Source organism: Thalassospira sp. CH_XMU1448-2 (genome assembly GCF_037027285.1).
In the GTDB taxonomy this organism is placed as follows: Bacteria; Pseudomonadota; Alphaproteobacteria; order Rhodospirillales; family Thalassospiraceae; genus Thalassospira; species Thalassospira profundimaris_C.
Window position 1 is genome coordinate 1182862 of record NZ_JAYMEA010000001.1, and the last position, 21296, is coordinate 1204157.

A 21296-nucleotide genomic window follows, 5' to 3' on the forward strand; every position below is an offset into this window, starting at 1 on the left:
CATATCCTGACAGGAACTGTCAGGTGCGGGGCTTGCGGTCCGGCGTATCTCACCTATAACTAGGGTTGGAATTAAAAGGGACCTGTCCGAATGAATGCGTTGCCGGAATTTCTGACCAAACGTCGCCCGCCTGTTGAAGGATCGCGCGAATTCAAACTGGTGACAGATTACCAGCCCGCTGGTGATCAGCCATCGGCCATTGCCGAATTGATGGCCGGGATCGAAAGCAACGAGCGTGATCAGGTTCTTTTGGGGGTAACCGGGTCGGGCAAGACCTTTACGATGGCCAATATCATCGCCAAGACCCAACGTCCGGCACTGGTTCTGGCACCAAACAAGACGCTGGCCGCCCAGCTTTATGCCGAAATGAAGCACTTCTTTCCGGATAATGCGGTCGAGTATTTCGTTTCCTATTACGACTATTACCAGCCCGAAGCCTATATCCCGCGTTCGGACACCTATATCGAAAAAGACAGTTCGATTAATGAGCAGATCGACCGGATGCGCCATGCGGCAACGCGCGCCATCCTTGAACGCAACGACTGTATCATCGTGGCATCGGTGTCGTGCATTTACGGTATCGGGGCGGTGGAAACCTATCTTGAGATGACCCAGCGCATTTCGGTCGGGGACGAGATTGATCGCAACGACATCATGAAGCGTCTGGTGGAGTTGCAGTATACCCGTAATGACGCGGCCTTTTCGCGCGGGACCTTCCGGGTGCGTGGCGATGTTCTGGAAATCTTCCCGGCCCACGCCGAAGACCGCGCATGGCGCGTTTCGATGTTTGGTGACGAGATCGAAGAACTTGCCGAGTTTGACCCGCTGACCGGGCATAAATTTGCCACCATGGATTCGGTCACGGTCTATGCAAACTCGCACCATGTCACCCCGCGCCCGACCCTTGTGCAGGCGATGGCAGGCATCAAGCAGGAACTGAAAGACCGTCTGGCGCAGTTCCAGGCTGAGGGCAAGTTGCTGGCGGCTGAGCGGATCGAGCAGCGCACGACCTTTGATCTGGAAATGATGGAAACCGTCGGGCACTGCAAAGGGATCGAAAACTATTCCCGCTGGCTTTCGGGCCGTAATCCGGGGGAACCGCCCCCGACCCTGTTTGAATATTTGCCGGAAAACGCATTGCTGTTTGTCGATGAAAGCCACGTCGCCGTGCCGCAGATCGGCGGCATGTTCAGAGGGGACTATAATCGCAAATTCACGCTGGCCGAGCATGGTTTCCGCCTGCCAAGCTGCGTTGATAACCGTCCGCTGAAATTCGAGGAATGGGAAGCCATGCGTCCGCAAAGTGTGTTTGTTTCGGCAACACCGGGCAATTGGGAAATGGAACGCACAGGCGGTGTCTTTGCCGAACAGGTAATTCGTCCCACCGGGCTTATTGATCCGGTTTGCATTATTCGTCCGGTCGAAACCCAGGTCGATGATTTGCTGGGCGAGGCCAAGGCATGTGCGGCCAAGGGACAGCGTGTTCTGGTCACGACACTGACCAAGCGCATGGCCGAGGACCTGACCGAATATCTGCATGAACATGGCATTCGCGTTCGGTATCTGCATTCCGATATCGATACGCTTGAACGCATCGAAATTATCCGTGACTTGCGACTGGGCGTGTTTGACGTTCTGGTGGGGATCAACCTTTTGCGTGAAGGTCTGGATATCCCGGAATGCGCGCTGGTCGCGATCCTTGATGCCGACAAGGAAGGGTTCCTGCGCTCCAAAACATCGCTTGTGCAAACGATTGGCCGTGCGGCACGTAACGTTGACGGCCGGGTATTGCTTTATGCCGACAAGATGACTGACAGCCTTGAATATGCCATCGGTGAAACCAACCGTCGCCGTGAAAAGCAGATGGCCTATAACGAGGAACATGGCATCACGCCCGAAACCGTGCGCAGCAAGATCAATGATGTTCTGCAAAGTGTGGCCGAGCAGGATTATGTCACAGTCGATACCGGCGTTTCGGGCGATACCCTTATTGGCCATAACCTGCGTGCGCATATCGAGGATCTTGAAAAACGCATGCGTGAAGCGGCCGGGAACCTTGAATTCGAAGAAGCCGCGCGCTTGCGTGACGAGATCAAGCGTCTTGAAGACCAGGAACTTGGACTGGCCGAAGCAGGCCCGATGGCGCGCAGCATCGGAACCGTCGGGCCGGGGTCAAAATCGGCCAACAACCCCAAATACAAAGGGCGTCGTCGCAAGGGCCCATAACATCACATGGCACACCTGTACGATTGTCGGTTGAAGAATATTCGCCTGAGAGAATATAAGCCTTGGCAATCGGCGGGCTGCAACCCCATCTAAGGATGGGCGGGTATTTTATCGCCAGTTCAAAAGGTTGGTTTACGCCGGGTGGGAGAATATCTTGGTGCCGCGTTTGGTGTCTTGGTGGATATGCTCTGTCATTGTAATGATCAGCACGGTCACTGCTGGTCAACCAGTGGTGGCAAGGACACTTGTTGTCGCATTGAACAATGCGCCGCCTTATCGCATCATCAAAGATACGGCTTCGGGTATGTCCTATTCCGGCATTTACATTGATGTTGTCCGCGAGGCCGCAAGCCGGGCCGGGATTGATCTTGAATTCGAGGTCGTCCCCTTCAAGCGGGCGCTGCATCTGATCGAAAAAGGCAAGGCAGATCTGATGCTTGGTCCGAACCGGACCGATGAACGCCAGAAATACATGTATTATTTCGGTGCGGCATTACCCAATGAACCAAAGGCGGTTTATCTGGAGGCATCCGATGCCGATGTGGTGAGTATCACAGATCTGGGCCAGAAATCGGTCGGCGTTCTGCGCGGGGCCAATTATGGCTGGCAACTTGAGGATGCCAAGGATGTGCGTCTGGTCGAGGCTGTCGATTATGCTGCGTTGTTCAGGATGCTTGATCTTGGTCGCATTGATGCATTGATCGTCCCCGAACTTCAGGGTGTTGAGCAAATCCGGCAAGGCGGACCATTTAATATCCGCAAGGCCAGTCTGGTTTTGCAGGGACAACCATCCTTTATCGGGTTGTCGCGCCTGTCTGATTACTACATTGATGGCAGCTTCACCGAGCTTGAGCAGGTCCTGGTCAAGATGCGTCAGGACGGGACGTTTGATGCGATTTACGACCACTATGCCCAGCCCGTGGACTAGGTCCGAATGAACGCGCCGGTTCCGCTATGGCGGGGAATGTCATTGAAATCAAAAACGCTGGCGATCTGGAATGATCTGCCAGCGTTTCGGTTTCAGGTATGCCTGAACAGTTTTTGGTCAAGGCAACGACCAATCACATGAACAGCTTTTCGTTTTCCATGCCCTTATACATATCGGCAACATAGTCACCGTAACCGTTATAGATACGGGTCGGGACGCTTTCGCCGTTATTGAGCAGGCGTTCATGGGCCTGTGACCAGCGCGGATGCGGAACTTCGGGATTCACATTGGCCCAGAAGCCATATTCGTCGCTGTTGATGTCTTCCCAGAAGCTTTTTGGACGCTGGTCGGTAAAGGTAAAGCGGACGATGGATTTGATATTCTTGAAGCCGTATTTCCAGGGCGTGACCAGACGTAAAGGCGCGCCATTCTGCTTGGGCAGTTCTTCGCCATAGATACCGGTGGCAATCATGGTCAGTTCATTGGTGGCCTCGGCCATGGTCAGGCCTTCGATATAGGGCCACGGATACCAGAACTGACGCAGGCCCGGCATGGTGTCTTTCTGGCTGGCGGTTTCCATTTCGACATATTTGGCCCCCGATAATGGCTTGGCAAAATCGACCAGTGCCTTCATCGGGAAACCCGACCAGGGAACGGTCATCGCCCATGCCTCGACACAGCGGAACCGATAAACGCGTTCTTCAAGCGGCATTTTTCGGACAAGGTCTTCAAAATCAATCTCGATCGGGTTTTCCACCAGACCGTCAATCTTGACCGTCCAGGGACGGACATTCATGGCCTGGGCTGCCTGCGAGATCGATTTGTGGGAGCCGAATTCATAGAAGTTGTTATAGGTCAGCGCCTTGGCCTTTTCGGTCAGTTCGCGATCAACCGTATAGGCGGGATTGCGTGATACCGGATACAGGTCTGCGGTGGCGGCAGCCCCCTGTGCCAGCGCACTGCTGATTGGCAGGGATGCGGCGGTTGCGCCGATGGATCCGGCAGCGATACCCTTAAGAAACTGTCGGCGGTTTTGGTAAACCGATTGCGGTGTTGTATCACGTTCAGGGATTTCCCAGCCCTTCTTGCGGCGTATCAGCATGTCGTCCTCCAATTGCGCACTTGAACCAATGTCCGTGCAAAAGTCGCTTTGGGCAAGTCACGCCTCGGTGATCGGTTAGTGAAATCCTGTTGAATTCACCTGCTTAAGCATTTCTTCCTACGTGGAAAGCAGGCGAGCTGATCAAAGCAATGATCAATTGATCGTGCGAAGTGATCGGATGGCGGATAGAATGATCGCAAACAACATCAATCAGGGTGGTTTACGTGTTTGAGTTCAAGGATATCGAAATTCTTCAGGATATCATCAAGGCTGGCGGTTTCAGGGCCGCGGCCCAGAAATACAATCTGTCGCAATCTGCGATTTCTGCGCGTGTGTCCGGGCTTGAGAAAAAACTGGGCATCATGCTGTTTGATCGCAGTAACCGACAGGTGCGTCTGACCGCGGCCGGTTTGCGCTTTGTCGAGGAAGCCCAGCGGCTTTCACGCGCACGTGATCGCATCTGGCAGGAGCTGACCCATCCCGGCGAACTGAGCGGGACGGTGCGCATCGGGGTGGCGGAAACCATCGTCCATACGCTTCTGACCGACATGCTCAACAAGCTGAAGAACGATTTTCCCAAGGTCCGCTTTGAATTGTCGGTCGATACGTCCGGGCAGCTTGGCAAGGCACTTGAAGACGACGAGATGGATGTCGCGATCATGCTGCGCGAATCCGTTCCACAGGGTGCGGTAGCAGCCCCGCTTAAACCGGTCGAACTGGGCTGGTATTGCGTCGAAACGATGGAGCTGGGTGACAAACCATTATCGTTAAGCGAACTGGCAGGCCATGCGATCGTGACTTTCCCGAAGGGCACACCGCCGTTTCGCGAGATAGAAAGTATCTTTGCCGCCCCTGATATTTCGCAACCGGCACTCCACGGATCGGCATCGCTTTCAACCGTCAAACATCTGGTGGCGGGGGGCTTCGGTATTGGTGTTTTGCCAAGCCTGATGGTCAAAAATTCCGTTTGGGATGAACACATTAAGCAGATTCCGGTGTGCGAGGAAGCATCGCTGACAGCGCTTCACTTTGTCATCACCTATTACCCGGAACGGAACCGCGAAATTGGCGATGCTGTTCAGGAAGCAGCAAGATTGTTTGATCAAGCTGATCGCTAAAAACGATCAAAAAACAGATAAAATGATTTCTTGACAAGATCGGTCCTGTTTCACAATCTTTATAAAGAGGCAGAGAATGGGACTGAAAAATGAACGCGTCAAAAAGCGCCACCCGTTCCGTTGACACCGCGAAGGCAGCCATCGCAGATGTAACGCCACTGGCGTTGCGCAAGGCGATCCGTAGCGGCGAACATACAGGGACGACCACCGGTTATTCATCGGGTTACCTTCAGGGGAACCTGGCGATCCTGCCGGCTGACTATGCAGACGAGTTTCTGCAGTTTTGTGCCAAGAACCCGAAATCTTGCCCGCTGATCGGTATGTCTGAGCCGGGATCGCCCCACATCCCGGCATTGGGTGAGGATCTTGATATCCGCACAGATCTTCCGGGCTATCGTATTTTCCGTGGCAGCACCGAATTCACCAGCAGCACCGACCTGACAGATGTCTGGCGCGATGATCTCGTGACCTTTGTTCTGGGATGTTCGTTTTCCTTTGAAGCGGCCATAACCCGGGGCGGTGTGCCGGTGCGTCATATGGATGCGAACCGCAACGTGCCGATGTATGTGACCAATATCGAAACGTCGCCTGCCGGTCGTTTCCATGGTCCGCTTGTGGTGTCGATGCGGTCCTTTACGCCCGGCGATGCGATCCGGGCGATCCTGTATTCTGATCGATATCGTTTGGCCCACGGGGCACCGGTACATATTGGTGACCCGTCGCAAATTGGTATCGCCGATATCATGAAACCGGACTTTGGAGATGACCCCGTCATTCATGAAGGGGACATTCCGGTTTTCTGGGCGTGTGGAGTCACGCCGCAGATGGCAATTCGTAACGCCTTGCCCGAATTCGCCATTACGCACGAACCCGGCCTGATGCTTGTGACCGATGTCCTGGCAGAAGCCGCGGAATTTTCCCTTCAGACCAAATCTGAAACAAACCAATCATAAACGTTACATCAGAGGAGTTTTCTTATGAAAAAGATGGTTTCTTCGCTTCTGGCAGCTTCTGCCCTTGGTGCGGGCTTTGCCGCAACCCCGGCATTTGCCGAAGATCTCTCGGTCGTTGGCAGCTGGAGCAGCCTGCCGCTGTATAAACAGTATGAAAGCCCGTTCTGGACCGAAACTTTCCCGGCGGATTCCAAGGGTGAATTCAATGTCGAGATGACCACCCACGATCAGATGGGTATCGGTGGCGGTGACGTTTTCCGTATCCTCAGCGATGGCGTTTTTGATGTTGCCATGACCGTTGGCGATTATGCGGTTGGCGATGCACCGGAACTTGAAGGCCTTGACGTGCCGCTGGTCGCAAACACCGCAGCCGAGGCAAAGGCAATGGTCGAAGCAGCCCGTCCGATGGTTGATGATATCTTTGCGGAACGTTTCAATGCCAAGGTTCTGGCCGTTGCACCGTACCCGCCGCAGGTCGTTTTCTGTGCTGGTGAAGTCAACACACTTGCCGATCTTGAAGGCAAGAAAGTCCGTGGTTCGGGCCGTATGACCACCAAGTTCCTTGAAGCACTGGGTGCGACCGGTGTTAACGTTGCTTTCTCGGAAGTTCCGGGTGGTCTGGAGCGCGGCGTGATTGATTGTGCCGTTACCGGCGCCGGTTCGGGCTATAGCGCAGGCTGGTGGGAAGTTTCCGATCACCTGATGACCATTCCGCTCGGTGGCTGGGATCCGGTTGTGACCGCGATGAACATGGACAAGTGGAACAGCCTGAGTGCCGATCAGCAGAAATTCATCATGGATGAAGTCAAAACCAAGTTCGAAGCACCGGCTTGGGCATCTGCGGCAGATGCGCTTAAAAACGATGTTGCCTGCCTGACCGGCAATGGCACCTGCCCGGCAGGTGAACCAGCGAATATGAAGCTGGTCGAAGTTTCCGAAGCTGATGTTGCCAAAGCCAAGGAAATCCTGACCACCACCGTTCTTCCGGAGTGGGCAGAGCGCGCTGGCAATGACTGGGTCAAACGCTGGAACGATAGCGTCGGTGCGACCGTCGGTGTTACCGTACCGCTTAACTAATCAGTAGTGTATGGCGGAGACCAAGATCGTGACCCAAAAACTGATTGCGGCCATCCGCCGCACGAACCGCATTATCGCGCTGCTCGTCGGACTTGTTCTGATGGGCAGCGTGGCCCTGATCATCGCCGAGATTTTGCTGCGTGAAGTCGGCATTTCCCTTGGCGGATCGGAAGAAATTTCTGGTTACGTCATGGCGGGTGTTGCCAGCTGGGGGCTGTCATTTGCCCTGACCGAGCTGGCCCATGTCAGGATTGACCTTATTCGACTGAAATTGCAGGAACGTGGCAAAGCGTTTCTGGATCTTTTGTCGATTGTTGCCCTGGCTGGTGTGGCGTCTGTTGTCGCCATTCAATGCTGGCCGGTATTGTCGAAAACCATCCAGCGTGGTTCGACTGCCAATACCCCGCTTGAGACGCCGCTGTGGATTCCGCAAGCCATCTGGTTTTCGGGCTGGTTGTGGTTTGCCGTCTGTTCCTGTGCGCTGGTGGTCCTGACCCTTATTCTTTTGATGCGACGCGATCTTGAACAGGCTGATACGCTTGTTGGTGCCCGCTCTGAACTGGAGCTGGAAGCATGATTTTCGCTGTTACAGCATCCTTGCTGGGGCTTTTGGCCCTTTCGATCCCGGTCGGGATTGTTTTGTTCCTTCTGGGGATCGGTGTTGATCAGTTCTTTACCCCGTTCCCGCTGTTGCGCGGGCTTGGGCAGGTTGTCTGGTCGTCGTCCAATTCATCGACCCTGATTGCCATTCCGTTCTTTGTGTTGCTGGGTGAAATTCTGGTGCGCGGCGGAATTGCCACGAAGACCTATGAGGCCCTTGATAAGTGGTTCTCATGGCTGCCCGGTGGTCTGATCCATGCCAATATCGGAACGGCGACCATGTTCTCGGCAACGTCGGGATCGTCGGTCGCAACGGCGGCGACCGTTGCCACGGTGGCGATGCCACAGGCCGAAAAGCTTGGATATGATCCCAAACTGTTTTCCGGTGCGATCGCAGCGGGCGGTACATTGGGCATCATGATCCCGCCGTCGATCAATCTTATCGTCTATGGATTTTTGACCGAAACATCGATCCCGCAACTGTTCCTTGCCGGTCTGGTCCCGGGGCTTGTGATGGCCGTGGCCTTCATGCTGGTGACAGCGGCCCTTTGCAAAGTCAAACCGTCGCTTGGCGGGCAGAGCCGGTCCTTTACTTGGTCGGAACGGATCGTCAGCCTGAAGCATTTGCTGCCTATTCTGGTGCTGTTCTTTGTGGTGATCGGATCGATCTATGCCGGTTGGGCGACCCCTACGGAATCCGCAGCGGTCGGTGTTGCAATTGCGCTTCTGATTGCCGGTTTCAACAAGGGTGTTTCCAACGACATGATCAAGCTGTGCCTGCTTGGCACGGTGCGGATTACCGCGATGATCATGCTGGTGATTATCGGGGCCTATTTCCTGAACTTCACCCTGACTGCAGCCGGTATGGGCCGCGAGCTCAAGGAGCTTCTGGTTGGTCTCAATCTGAGCCCGATGGGAACGCTTTTGGTGGTGATCGCACTTTACATCGTGCTGGGCTTCTTCATTGAAACCCTGTCGCTGATGGTGGCGACCATTCCGATTATTGTGCCGATCATGGTTGGCATGGGGTTCGACAAGGTCTGGTTTGGCATCTTGCTGATTGTTCTGATCGAGATGGCTCTGATCACCCCGCCTGTCGGATTGAACCTGTATGTCGTGCAGGGTGCACGCAAGAACGGACGCCTGTCCGAGGTCATGCTTGGAACCATCCCGTTTGTTCTGGTGATGGTGGCGATGATCATTGGTCTGATTTTCCTGCCCGACCTTGCGCTTTTCCTGCCTGAATATCTCTGAGCAGGCAGGTCTTAGTTCCACGAATGATTGAGGCGGAATACGAGCCGGGAAAGCCGGTTCGTATTCCTGCTCCACGTCCGGTCCCGGCTTCCCCAGCCCGGCGGATGACCCCAAACAAATGAACCCGGATTACAAAAATGCAGATGAATTTTACCCTTTCGGGCAAAGAGATCGCCTTTGATATCGCCCATTGCACCGTTGCCGGATGGACCGGTCGCGATGCTCATGCCATTCAGCATCATATTGATGAACTTGCAGCAATCGGTGTGAAGCCGCCGTCAAGCGTGCCGCTTTACTACCGCACGGCATCGGGCATGGTGACCCAGCAAGACCGTATCGAAGTTGTCGGCAAAGGCACATCGGGCGAGATCGAGCCGTTCCTGATTGCAAGCGATGGCGTGCTTTATCTTGGATTGGCATCCGACCATACCGACCGTGAACTTGAGGCACACTCGGTTGCCCTGTCCAAACAGATTTGTGAAAAGCCGGTGGCAAAAGAAATCTGGCGTTTTGACGAGGTCGCCGATCACATCGAACAGATCGAGATGCGGTCCTGGATTTCCGAGCAGGATGACGATGACTGGGTGCTTTATCAGGAAGGAACAATTGCCTCGATCCGCCCGCTAAGCGACCTGATTGACGGTTCCGGCCTGATGTCATCCGCCCCGGCAGGCAAGGCATCGGTGATGCTGTGCGGCACGCTTGGTGCCAAAGGCGGCGTACGTCCGGCAAAGTGTTTCAAAATGGCATTGCATGATCCGGTTCTTGGTCGCACGATCGAGCATTCTTATGCCATTAATGAACTTCCGGAAATTGCCTGAGCCAGTTTCCGCCTGAAACAAAACGATAAAAGAAGGATGAGGCAGCCAGATGGGCGCGATGATCGACAAGGCACAAGCAGCAATCGACAAGGTCAATGAGCTTGGTGATCTGAAGGGGCAAATCTTTACGGAATTTGACCCGGACCGGATTCTGGCCGCTGCGGCAAAGGCTGAAGAACTGTCTGCTGCCAATCCGGGCTTGCCGCTTGCCGGGATGCTGGTTTCGATCAAGGACCTGTATGATGAAGCAGGCTTAGCCACTACAGCGGCGTCAAAGCTTCTTTTGGATCGCACCCCGGCAGATGCAGATTGCGACATTGTGCGTCTGGTAAAGGAAGCCGGTGCGATCCCGTTTGGTCGCACGACGCTTAGCGAATTTGCCTATTCCGGTGTGGGGCTTAACCCGCATTACGGGACGCCGGGCAATATCTTTGATGCCGATGGTATTCCCGGTGGTTCGACATCCGGGGGTGGTTTGACTGTGGCCCATGGTCTGGTTGATTTTGCCCTTGGCACCGATACCGGCGGATCAATCCGCATTCCGTCTGCGATCAATGGCCTTTATGGCTTCAAGCCAAGCCGTCTTGGTGTTTCGGGCAAGGGCATTCATCCGCTTGCCAAAAGCTTTGATACCCCGGGCCCGCTTGCCCGTGATCTTGATACCGCGATTGCCGTGTTCGAGGTCATGACGGGTGAGGCGCTTGAGCATGTTGATCCGTCACCACTTCGCATTGGTGTGCCGACCAGCGGTTTTGTCGACGGGCTGGATGATCGGGTGAAGGCCGATTTTGCAACCATCTGCGCGCAGTTGAAAGCAGCCGGGCATGAACTGGTCGAGATTGAGCTTGGTTTCATTGCCGAAAACGCCATCTTAAACAAGATGCTGGTGTCATTTGAGGCGCACGCGATCTATTCCGGCGATTTTGACAAACTTGAAACGGTCGGTGATCCGCGCGTTCTGGCCCGTCTGAAATTTGCCGATACCCTGTCAAAGGACGATATGATTGCGGCCTATGCCAAACGGGTAGATGTGGTTTCGATGTTCAATGCGGCGATGGCCGATGTTGATGTGATGATTGCACCGACCTTGCCGATGATGGCACCAAAGATTGCCGAGGTTGAAGCCGATTTTGACAATCTTAATGCCCTGATGTTGCGCAATACCGGCTATCTCAATCTTGTCGATGCCTGCGCAATTTCGATCCCGGTCCATATTGACGGTGAAACAGTCCCGGCTGCCTTGATGGTTGCAGCCCCACATGGTCATGACAAGCAGGTACTGAATGCTGCGCGTCAGATTGATCCTTTGTTTGGCTAGGTCAAGCCATGCAAAAAGGCCCGGCATTGCCGGGCCTTTTTTGTTGCAGATAGCATGTATCAGAGGTCAGAGATCAAGACTGAGACGTCCGCTGCTTTGCATGCGGGACACGCAAATGCACATCTGATCGTTCTGTGTTTTCTGGCTGTCACTCAGATAGGCGTCACGATGGGACAGATCACCATCATGGGACAACACCACCGAGGTGCAGATACCGCAATTGCCTTTTTTACAGTCGTAAAGCGGATCGATCCCCTCGTCGATCAGAACGTCCAGAATGGATTTCCCAACCGGGACGTCAAAGACTTTGCCGCTTTGGGCGAGGTGCACTTCGAATCCGGTATCGTCAAGCTGTGCTGACGGAGTGGTGAAACGTTCGTAATGGACGTTATCCGGGGCCCAGCGATTGCGGCGGGCTGTTTCAAGGACTGCATCAATCAATCCGCCTGGACCACAAACATAGACATGCCTGTTTGCCCCCGGGGTCCCCAGAAGGGCGGAAAGTGGCATGCCACGCGTCGCGTCCCCGCCATCGAAATAAAGGCTGCAACGACCCTCGGCGCAGTCGAGTACCTCCGACATGAGTGCCATGTCATGATGGTTTCGGCTGCTGTAATGAAGGGTGAAATTCGCCCCGTCCTGTTGCAGCTGTTTGGCCATCGACAGAATGGGTGTGATGCCGATACCGCCTGCAATCAGGATTGTTTCGGTCGCATCCGGATCAAGCGGGAAGTCATTTTGCGGTTCGTCTATTTCGATGATGTTGCCGACTTCGAGTGTTTCATGCATGAAACGCGATCCGCCTTCGCCATTATCCTCGCGAAGGACGGCAATGCGATAAAGATCGCTTTGACCGGGATTGATGACGGAATAGGACCGTTTGGCTTGTTTGCCAGTTTCGTCAGTAACGCTGACCTTGATATGTGCACCCGGAGAACAGGGAGGCAAGGTTACAGAGTTATCCGCAGGGACAAGATCAAAGCCGCGTATGCGGTTTGTCAGGTCATGGATCTGTTGAATGACGGCTTTTGGCATGGCGATTTTCCTTCCCTGATCCCCGAATTCTGTTTCGGGTGTGATTGTTGGCAGATGTCATTGGATCCAGATTAGACCAATTGGATCCAATTTTGTCAAATGCTGTGCGGCAGGTGGATGAAAATCGTCCGGGGCGGCCTTCAGTCTTCACGCTCGATCACGGTGAAATTTTCTGGCATGCCCTGGGTCGGGCCGAGAATGTTTGTATAGCGCAGGGCCGCGTTCGCATGTTCCCGCATCAGGGATTCGGCGCGTGCGCCCTGACCGTTGTCGATTGCATCAAAGATGATGTGATGTTGCATGTGGCTGAAATTGAAACGGCGGAATTCACCAGTCATGTCATCACGGTTGAATGCGATGGATGATACTGATGCAAAGGGCAGGTGATCGTTGCGCGAAAGGGCATCCTCAATGGCGTTGTTGCGGCTTGATTCGATGATGGTGTTGTGAAAGCGCATATTGAAGTCATGGTAGTTTTCCATGTCTTCATCAGTCAGATATCCCTTGGAAAACAGGGCGTCTCCGGTTGTCAGGCAGTCGAGAAGGCAGTTGCGTGCCTGTGGGGATATCCCGCGTTCGGTCGCAAGTCGGGCGGCCAGTCCTTCCAGTACGCCGCGAACCTCGATGGCGTCTGCGATCTCGGTCGGGGTGATGGCTCGCACGGTGTATCCGCGCCGGTCACCCTTGCGCAGAAGGCCTTCCTGTTCGAGGGTTCGAAAGGCGATCCGGACCGGTGTTCGGGATACGCCAAGACGTTCGGCAATCGGAATTTCCGCGACGCGTTCACCCGGAGGGAGTTCCCCGTTGGCGATCATTTTTCGCAATGTGATCAGGACTCTCTGGCCGTGTTTGGTCATGCCGCTTTCCATCTTTGTGATTGGTCGACGATCATAGTTCAGATCGGTTTGGCAAAAAAGCGTCTTGCCAAATTGGATCCAATTTGATTACTTTTGGAACTATAACAAAATGACGGGTGGATAAAAATCTACCTGAGAGTAGTCGATCCGGCTTTATGCCAAGGGAGAGAAAAATGTTCCTGCGTAACTTCTGGTACGTGGCGGGATGGGATGGCGAAATCGGTCGCAAGCCTGTCGCGCGTACGATCTGCAATGAAAATATCGTCCTGTATCGCCGTGCCGACCGTTCACTGGTCGCGCTTGAAGACAGCTGTCCGCATCGGTTGTTGCCGCTGAGCCAGGGCTATGTCGAAGGTGACCGGCTTGTCTGCCGTTATCACGGGCTTGAATTTGATGGCGAAGGTGCATGTGTTCACATGCCCAACCAGCAGAGCATTCATCCGGAAGCTTGTGTGCGCGCCTATCCCGTTGTTGAGAAGGACCGGTTCGTCTGGGTCTGGATCGGTGACAAGGAAAAAGCTGACGAAGCACTTGTGCCGGAAATTCCGCATGCTTCCGAAGAAGGATGGGTGTTTGACGGCGGCACCTATGACGTCAAATGCGGGTACGAGCTGCTGGTCGACAACCTGATGGATCTTAGCCACGAGACATATGTGCATCCGTCAAGCATCGGTCAGCTGGAAATCACCGAAAGTCTGCCGACCACGCGCTCGGATGATACCAGTGTGACGGTCGAACGCTGGATGGAAAACATCGTGCCGCCGCCCTTCTGGGCAAACAATCTCAAATCCAAGGAAATCTGTGATCGCTGGCAGATCTGTAACTTTACGCTGCCATCGAACGTCATGATCGATGTCGGGGTTGCGCTTGCCGGGACCGGCGCGCAGCAGGGAGACCGGTCAAAGGGGGTTACCGGGATTGTTGTCAACTGCATGACCCCGGAAACCGAGACCACGTGCCGTTACTATTGGGGCATGGTGCGCAATTTCGACACGCACGACCATGGTCTGACGGAAAACATCAAGGATGCGCAGGCAAAGGTCTTTTATGAGGATCTTGAAGTGGTGGAAGGTCAGCAGGCCAATCTGTTGCGCCACCCGGAGCGCAAGCTTTTGAACTTTAACATCGATGCAGGTGGCGTGCGTGCGCGGCGCCTGATCGAGCGGGCACTTGCTGCCAATGCCTAGCTGCTAAAGAAAGAGGAACAGGTCTCGAATGCGCCTGTTCAAACAAGAGAGAAGTAGCCCAGCATCATTTTTATCGCACCAAAACCGTGTCAAGCGGGCGGGATGCTGGGTGATTTTCAGGGAAAACGTCTGAGGTTGATCATGTTAAAACGCCTGTTTGTTTCGGCAGCTGTTGCTGCCGGCTGTCTGGCCAGTGCGCTATCTGCACAGGCTGAACCGGAATTCACCTTTGTCCTTGAACATGTGCTGGGGCCGAAATCAACGGCACAAACCCAGTTCCTTGAGCCATGGGCAAAACGGATCGAAGAACAATCCGATGGCCGGATCAAGATCGAGATCTATCCGGCCATGTCACTGGGTGGCAAGCCGACCGAACTTTACAGTCATATTCGCGACGGTGCTGTCGATCTTGGCTGGAGTGCACTTGGCTATACGCCGGGTGTTTATCCCCGCAGCGAAGTTTTTGAGCTGCCATTTGTGCATACCGGTAGTGCCGCGGTCACCAATATGGCTATCCAGGAAATCTATCAGGACTACCTGTCCCAGGATTTCGCGGATATCAAACCGTTGTTGATTCACACACACACCGGGCAGGCGATCTTTACCACCGAGAAAAACATCCAGAGCCTTGCCGATGTAAAGGGCATGAAGCTTCGTGCGCCGTCGCGTACAGGCGCATGGATGCTTGAAAGCTGGGGTGCGCAGCCTGTCAGCATGCCAGTACCCGATTTGCCGCAAGCCTTGTCGCTTGGGGTGGTCGACGGTGCGCTGATCCCTTATGAGGTCGCCATTCCTTTCAAAATTCAGGATATGACGAAATATTCGATTGAGGGTACAGACGGTGTGCGTTTCGGAACCCTTGTCTTCATGTTTGCCATGAACAAGGATCGCTATGAAGCTCTTCCCGACGATCTGAAGAAAGTCATTGATGACAATTCGGGGACGCATATCGCCAAGGAAATTGGTGATGCATGGGACGCGATTGAACCGCGCGGGGCTGATATCTTTGCCAAGTCGGGTGAAGTCATCCGGCTGTCAGCGGAAGAAACCGCGAAGTTCGAAGGCAAATCAGACGAAGTCATTGATCGCTGGGTTGCCGAAATGAACGACAAGGGTGTCGATGGTGCAGCCATCGTGGAAGCCGCCCGCAAGGCAATCGCCAAATACAGCAATCAGAACTAGGAACAGATCCAGGTAACCGGTTAGCTCCTTTGCCGGTTACCTCTTTGTGCGTGACGACATGATGTCTTTGCACGCAAAACGGCCCGGGACTTCCGGGCCGTTTTTTTTTTGATCGATATCGTGATGATCGCGATGATCAGCCTTCAAGCAGGGAGCGCAGCATCCATGCGGTTTTTTCGTGGACCTGGATGCGCGTGGTCAGAAGGTCTGCGGTGGCATCATCGTCGGAACTGTCGCAGATCGGATAAAGCGAACGGGCAGTTTTGATTACGGTTTCATGCCCGGTCACCAGTTGACGGATCATGTCCTTGGCTGCCGGGACGCCTTTTTCTTCCTCGATCGAGGAAAGTTCGGCATAGGCCGAGAAACTGGCCGGGGCAAAGGCACCAAGCGAACGGATACGTTCGGCGATTTCGTCAATTGCGGTGGAAAGCTCGGTATATTGTTCTTCGAACATGGTGTGCAGGGTCTGGAACATCGGGCCGGTGACATTCCAGTGGAAGTTATGCGTCTTGAGATACAGCGCATAGGAATCAGCCAGAACGCGGCCAAGGCCGTCGGCGATCGCAGTGCGGTTCGCTTCGTTAATTCCGATATCAATCTGCATTTGGTAGCTCCTTTCGTCAGGGGTGGGGAGCCCCCGAAGGTTTACTGTGTCTCTCTGTTTGGAAAGACTATGAAACACGACGAAAATTTACGCCAATCAATAGTTTAATGATTTGCAATAGATCAATTCTATTACAAGAACTGTGGTTATCGCATTTGCCGATGATGCCTCCTATTTCCCGTCAATCGCATGTTGGGATACGACCATGTCAGCCTGTTTTCCGGTCAGTTCCTGCATATGGGAATAACGGCGTGTGAAGAAACCGGTTCCCTGTGTCAGGGACCGTAATTCCGTCACCATATCGGCGGTTTCCGAGGTTGGCATTTGCACCTCGATTTCGTCCCAGCCCTGCCAGCCATCCTTGGCGTTAAAGCCCAGTATTTGCCCGCGCCGGGTACTGACCAGACGCTGGGCCTTGGAGGTGAAATCAGACGGGATTGAAATCGTACAATGATCGACCGGTTCCAGCAGGACCGGACCGGCAACTTTAAGGGCCTCGGTAATGGCGATGCGACCAGCCATCTGGAAGGCCTGATCGGAACTGTCGACCGCATGGAAGGACCCGTCGACCAGCTTGACGGCGACATCGACGACCGGGAAGCCAAGTGAACCTGACCGCAATCCGTCGCGGACACCTTTTTCAACGGCCGAGATATATTGTCGGGGAATGGCACCGCCGACGATATGTTCGGAAAATTCAAAACCGTCCCCGCGGCCTTGTGGTCGCAATTCAATAGCCGCATCACCGAATTGTCCATGGCCGCCGGTTTGCTTTTTATAGCGCCCGCGTGCAGATGACGGTCTGCGGATGGTTTCCTGATACCCGGTCAGAACCGGGGTTGTGGCAATTTCCAGATGATAGTGATCGCGCAACTGGGCCAGGGCACATTGCAGGTGGATGTCGCCCTGTCCGGACAGGATCAACTGACCGGTGCTTTCATGATGGCCAAAGCCAAGGGATCGGTCCTGTTCGCAAAGATGGCGAAGGGCCTCGGTCAGTTTGACATCATCGCCGGGCTTGGTGACTTCAAGCCCGGTTTCATAAAGCGGGGGCAGGGGATCGGGCCACAGGTTATCCATAAGGCCATCGGTACCGATCAGGGTTCCGGTCCGCAAATGTTCGGTCCGTGGCAGGCCGACAATTGCGCCCGTGACACCACGTTCAAGCTTTTCGTGTTTGTCAGCAATGACAGAACAGAGGCCAGAGACCTTGTCGCCGCCAAAGACATCACCGTTTTTAACCTGTCCCGAAAGAACACGGGCAAAACAAAACCGTCCGGCATGTGACAGGTGGACGGTTTTGAAGACTTGCAGAACAGTCTGGCTATCTTCGGGATCAATGCCCAGGCGATGGGCGCATACGTCTGATGACGGGGCCTCGTGACGGAGTGCCTTGAGAAGGCGGACAATACCGTGATCCTGTTCGGCAGATCCAAAAAAGACCGGTACGATCAGATCCTTGGCCAGATCCTGTTGGAGATTGTCATAGATGGTGTCCGGCGCCGGTGTCTGATCTTCGAGAATTTGTTCAAGCAGGTTGTCATCAAAATCGGCCAGTGTTTCCAGCAGTCCCTCGCGGGCTTCGCCTTCGCGGGATTTGAGGTTAGAAGGCATGGTGATCAGCTTGGATGGCTGACCTTCGAGATATTGATAGGCGCGTTCGGAAACAATATCGACAAAGCCGGTGATGGTTTCATCATTTCCATCTGCTTCGCGGATCGGGATTTCGCGCAGGACCAGCGGACGTTCAGAGATCGATTGCAGGGCGTCAATATTGTCGCGCAGGCGGATGCCTGCATGATCGGTTTTGTTGATGAAAACCAGATGTGGAATGCGGTTGCGATCAAGAAATTTCAGGATCGGGGCCACCGTCATGACCCGGCCGGGGTCGCAATCGATCACCACAATGGCAACATCGCAGATCATGGCGGCTTCGCGGGCATCCTGGGCAAAATCAACCGAACCGGGACAATCGATGAAATGCCATTCCTCGCCCAGATAGCTTGTCTGTATGCAGGTCAGTTCGGTGCTCATTTCGCGGGTTCGGGATTGCGGATTGTTGTCGCCAACAGTGTTGTGATCACGAATGGTTCCCTTGCGGTGGATGCGCCCGGTGGCGCAGAGCAAACTTTCAAGCAAGGATGTCTTGCCGCTGGAATAGGGGCCGATCAATGCGGCCACGCGCGGCGGATGCGGGTGGGATGATGATGTCGAACGGGCAGTATCGGGCATTGATATCTCCTTGATCAAGAAGACCGATATCCCATGGAGCCGGATGAAGCTGGCATCGGTTCCACGTTGCTGCGGCGTCGGGCCGCCGGTCTGGACGTTTCGGATGCCCGGTTTTGTCCGGGTTGTCATTCTGTGACGGGATGCGACTGTGCCCTGGAACAAGGCTGTTTCAAACGGGCCAGCGCCATGCGGAACAGATTGGCGCGATGATGGTTGCCCGGTACACCCCATAAATAGATCAGGGCTGGGGTCAATAGTATCAAGGGGTTGGTGTGAATGTGCCTTGGTTTAAACACAATTCGCCCCGAAATGGCCTAATCAGGCCTGTTTTCCCGCCTTGTTTACAAGTCATATTCTTCATTGTCAGTCGAGGATATGGCCAGTCAAATCTGTCCCCCCTCACAAGGCTCGGCCGGTTGTTTTCAGGTTCGTTCCCCCACCTGAAATGCCGCGACTGACATGGTCTCCCCAAGACCGTAATGACCCCGAATAAGTTGGGGCGGGTATATCCCGCCCCTTTTTTTTGTTTCGGGATCAGGGCAATGGGGGTTGCCGTAATTGCCCCAATTTGCCCGCAAATGGTCATCAAGCACGGATTTTTCGGCCCCAATTACATGGCAAATTTCTAATTATCGGAAGCGCAAACATCGATGCAGTGCACTCCCTCACGACGCATCGGGGCCCGGTTGAACGTTTCTTCCCCCGTAACGTTCTGACCCCACGGGCAAGGCAACGCTTCCGATCGGTCTCCCCAAGACCATCTGTCCCCAAAGCCCGGGTGAGCTCCAAGCTCCCCGGGTTTTTTTTGTTCGGATACGGACATTTGGACATCGCCTTGTCCGAGACAGGATGTCGAAGGCATTAAACCTTTGTGCTGCGCGCAATTTGCTCAGGCGCTGCGGGTACTTTGCCCATCGCGTGTATTGGACGTATCGGACGCAAGGGAGGGCAAAGGACCGGGAGGAGCGATGCCAAACAGGCGGGTTGGCTTTTCGCGTCCACGCAAAGTGGCCTCGCCCCGATAAATCCATTCCGGAATGTCGGCATGATCGCCACATGTGTGCATGGTCGTCTCGGTCGCAAGGATGTAGCTTCCATACTGCTTGTTCATGTTTTCAAGGCGCGATGCCACATTGACGGCATCGCCATGCACGGTGAACGTCAGGCGGCTTTCCGAACCGACCGCACCAATAATGATTTCGCCGGTATTAATCCCGCACCGGGTTTTGATCTTGCCGCCGAATGAATAGACCCGGCTTTCGGATATGTCCTGAATGGCCAATGCTGTGCGCACGGCATTAAGGGCGTGATCGGGGTCGGGCGTGACGGCGTTGAAGGTGATCAGCATGGCGTCGCCTTCAAACTGGGTGATGACGCCGCCAAAATGGGAGATCACCGCATTAATCTCGGTGAAATATTCGTTGAGCATGGTTGCCAGTTCTTTTGGCGTCAGCTTTTCGGCTATCGACGAGAATCCCTCAATATCGGTAAACATCACCGTGGCGGTAACGGCTTCACCGTCGCCGGGCTTGATTTGCTGATCCGCATGGGTGATGCGATCCGCAATTTCGGGGGAGACAAAGCGTGACAGATCGCGTGCGGCGATTTCATCGGTGACGGCCCGGATAAAGGAGCGTTTGGCGCGCATCACGGCAATTGCCAGCACAAGGGACACCAGAAGGATTGCGATGATCTTGTCGATCTCGGCCCCGATCAGGATCGAGTTTGACGTCAGATACATCACATAGTCACGGGTGATCATGGCTTTGCCGCCTTCGCTCCAGACCGCATAGGTGGCAAGAGCAAGCCACCCAATTGCCGCAGTTGCACCGGCAATCAGAATGTAGCGCGGATCAAAGCGCAAACTGCGCAACGAGATGAAGATAAAGACATACATCATCGTCGGTGCTTTGAGATAGAAGCTCGCGGGCTGCATGTACTGGATATGGAAACTCCAGATCAGGACCATCAAAAGCCCGATATCGGCAATCACCGATAAAGTCAGGAACCAGTCGGTCAGGGCATTGCGATAGGCCAGGGCAAGCCGTTTAAGCGTGAACAGATAATAAAGACCCAAAGCCCAGGGAACGGGGTGAATGCCGTTGCTCATGGTGGCACTTGGCGAGATGGCATAGAGACTGGCAAAGATGGTCACGAGTAGCAACTGAACCCAGCCGATCAGTTTTTCGCTTTCATGCTGTTGCTTGTCGATTGCGGCCTGAACACGTTCGGGCAGGTGGCTGTGGGTTTTCTTGCCAAACAGGAATGCGCCAAGTGTGCTTCTCATTGTGCGTGGGTTCCCGGTTTCGGTGGCTGGTTTGCATTCCACCGTATCACTTCGCATGGCTCTTGAACCAGCGATCTTGCCAAAGGGCGTCATCTTCCGGTGATCGGGGGATACGTTTGCCTGCATCTTGGTGCAGCAAGTAATTTTTTGGGAAGCCTGAAAAAGGCAAAAAAAAGCCGGGCAACAAATGTGCCCGGCAAGTTTATCAGGGAGGCTTCACGTCTGGGAGACGTAGGACCCTTCGCAGGGCCCTGGGTAAGCCGGACAGGGCGTCCGGCTAAGACCGAAAATTCGGTCAGGGAGAAAACTCTGTACCGCGGTGCGGTGTGTACCGCTGCGGTTCGAGAGGAAAGATAGCGTTTTTGCCGGGAAAGACCACTGCCAAATTGCTCTTTCAGCCATGCAAAATCTGCATAAATGTTGGGCGAGGCGTTGTTGTCATTTAACATATTGATAAAAAACAGAAATATTTGATTTGATCGTGTCGCTTGCTTGAGAAATGAGCAGGAACC

17 protein-coding genes are annotated in these 21296 nt (G+C 54.3%); 11 read left to right on the plus strand and 6 right to left on the minus strand.

Annotated elements, in window-relative coordinates:
* The first annotated feature begins 90 nt into the window (after positions 1-90).
* Both uvrB and WA318_RS05420 read left to right on the plus strand, forming a co-directional pair.
* Complete coding sequence (gene uvrB / locus WA318_RS05415) at positions 91-2226, plus strand: excinuclease ABC subunit UvrB (protein WP_114098013.1); 2136 nt, start codon at positions 91-93, stop codon at positions 2224-2226.
* Between the two features lie 232 nt (positions 2227-2458).
* Complete coding sequence (locus tag WA318_RS05420) at positions 2459-3154, plus strand: substrate-binding periplasmic protein (RefSeq protein WP_181850222.1); 696 nt, start codon at positions 2459-2461, stop codon at positions 3152-3154.
* Positions 3155-3287: 133 nt separating this feature from the next.
* Here the strand turns inward: WA318_RS05420 and msrP are convergent, their stop codons facing one another.
* Positions 3288-4256 (minus strand): protein-methionine-sulfoxide reductase catalytic subunit MsrP, encoded by a 969-nt coding sequence (gene msrP / locus WA318_RS05425; RefSeq protein WP_336080210.1) that lies wholly within the window; start codon positions 4254-4256, stop codon positions 3288-3290.
* A gap of 224 nt (positions 4257-4480) precedes the next feature.
* Between msrP and WA318_RS05430 the strand changes: the two genes are divergently transcribed.
* The 7 genes from WA318_RS05430 (at position 4481) to WA318_RS05460 (ending at position 11397) form a co-directional block, all read left to right on the plus strand.
* Entirely contained in the window at positions 4481-5374 is an 894-nt protein-coding gene (locus WA318_RS05430) for a LysR family transcriptional regulator (protein WP_336080211.1), read from the plus strand.
* Positions 5375-5463: 89 nt separating this feature from the next.
* On the plus strand, positions 5464-6327 hold the full coding sequence (locus tag WA318_RS05435) for a putative hydro-lyase (protein ID WP_336080212.1): 864 nt from the start codon (positions 5464-5466) through the stop codon (positions 6325-6327).
* 24 nt (positions 6328-6351) lie between these two features.
* Entirely contained in the window at positions 6352-7404 is a 1053-nt protein-coding gene (locus WA318_RS05440) for a TRAP transporter substrate-binding protein (RefSeq protein WP_336080213.1), read from the plus strand.
* 28 nt (positions 7405-7432) lie between these two features.
* The gene (locus WA318_RS05445; RefSeq protein WP_336080214.1) at positions 7433-7981 is read left to right on the plus strand and encodes a TRAP transporter small permease subunit; all 549 of its coding nucleotides are present in this window, start codon (positions 7433-7435) and stop codon (positions 7979-7981) included.
* Positions 7978-9258 (plus strand): TRAP transporter large permease, encoded by a 1281-nt coding sequence (locus WA318_RS05450; RefSeq protein ID WP_336080215.1) that lies wholly within the window; start codon positions 7978-7980, stop codon positions 9256-9258. Before WA318_RS05445 ends, WA318_RS05450 begins: the two co-directional genes overlap by 4 nt.
* 137 nt (positions 9259-9395) lie before the next feature.
* Complete coding sequence (locus WA318_RS05455) at positions 9396-10079, plus strand: DUF2848 domain-containing protein (RefSeq protein WP_336080216.1); 684 nt, start codon at positions 9396-9398, stop codon at positions 10077-10079.
* A gap of 49 nt (positions 10080-10128) precedes the next feature.
* The gene (locus WA318_RS05460; RefSeq protein WP_336080217.1) at positions 10129-11397 is read left to right on the plus strand and encodes an amidase; all 1269 of its coding nucleotides are present in this window, start codon (positions 10129-10131) and stop codon (positions 11395-11397) included.
* Positions 11398-11463: 66 nt separating this feature from the next.
* Here WA318_RS05460 and WA318_RS05465 read toward each other — a convergent pair whose 3' ends face one another.
* Entirely contained in the window at positions 11464-12432 is a 969-nt protein-coding gene (locus tag WA318_RS05465) for a PDR/VanB family oxidoreductase (RefSeq protein ID WP_336080218.1), read from the minus strand.
* A 140-nt stretch (positions 12433-12572) separates the two neighbouring features.
* Complete coding sequence (locus WA318_RS05470) at positions 12573-13289, minus strand: GntR family transcriptional regulator (protein WP_220150299.1); 717 nt, start codon at positions 13287-13289, stop codon at positions 12573-12575.
* A 173-nt stretch (positions 13290-13462) separates the two neighbouring features.
* Here WA318_RS05470 and WA318_RS05475 point away from each other — a divergent pair, with 173 nt between their 5' ends.
* Together WA318_RS05475 and WA318_RS05480 are read left to right on the plus strand one after the other, a co-directional pair.
* On the plus strand, positions 13463-14476 hold the full coding sequence (locus tag WA318_RS05475; protein ID WP_114098024.1) for an aromatic ring-hydroxylating dioxygenase subunit alpha: 1014 nt from the start codon (positions 13463-13465) through the stop codon (positions 14474-14476).
* Between the two features lie 141 nt (positions 14477-14617).
* Positions 14618-15658: a TRAP transporter substrate-binding protein gene (locus WA318_RS05480; RefSeq protein WP_114098060.1), complete on the plus strand. Its 1041-nt coding sequence runs from the start codon at positions 14618-14620 to the stop codon at positions 15656-15658.
* A 136-nt stretch (positions 15659-15794) separates the two neighbouring features.
* Here the strand turns inward: WA318_RS05480 and WA318_RS05485 are convergent, their stop codons facing one another.
* The 3 genes from WA318_RS05485 to WA318_RS05495 form a co-directional block, all read right to left on the minus strand.
* Positions 15795-16265 carry a Dps family protein gene (locus WA318_RS05485; protein WP_336080219.1) on the minus strand — a complete coding sequence of 157 codons (471 nt, stop codon included), beginning with the start codon at positions 16263-16265 and terminating at the stop codon, positions 15795-15797.
* 171 nt (positions 16266-16436) lie between these two features.
* Positions 16437-18497, minus strand: a complete 2061-nt coding sequence (locus tag WA318_RS05490; RefSeq protein WP_336080220.1) for an elongation factor G — start codon at positions 18495-18497, stop codon at positions 16437-16439.
* Positions 18498-19386: 889 nt separating this feature from the next.
* The gene (locus WA318_RS05495; RefSeq protein ID WP_336080221.1) at positions 19387-20784 is read right to left on the minus strand and encodes an adenylate/guanylate cyclase domain-containing protein; all 1398 of its coding nucleotides are present in this window, start codon (positions 20782-20784) and stop codon (positions 19387-19389) included.
* Positions 20785-21296: the final 512 nt, after the last annotated feature.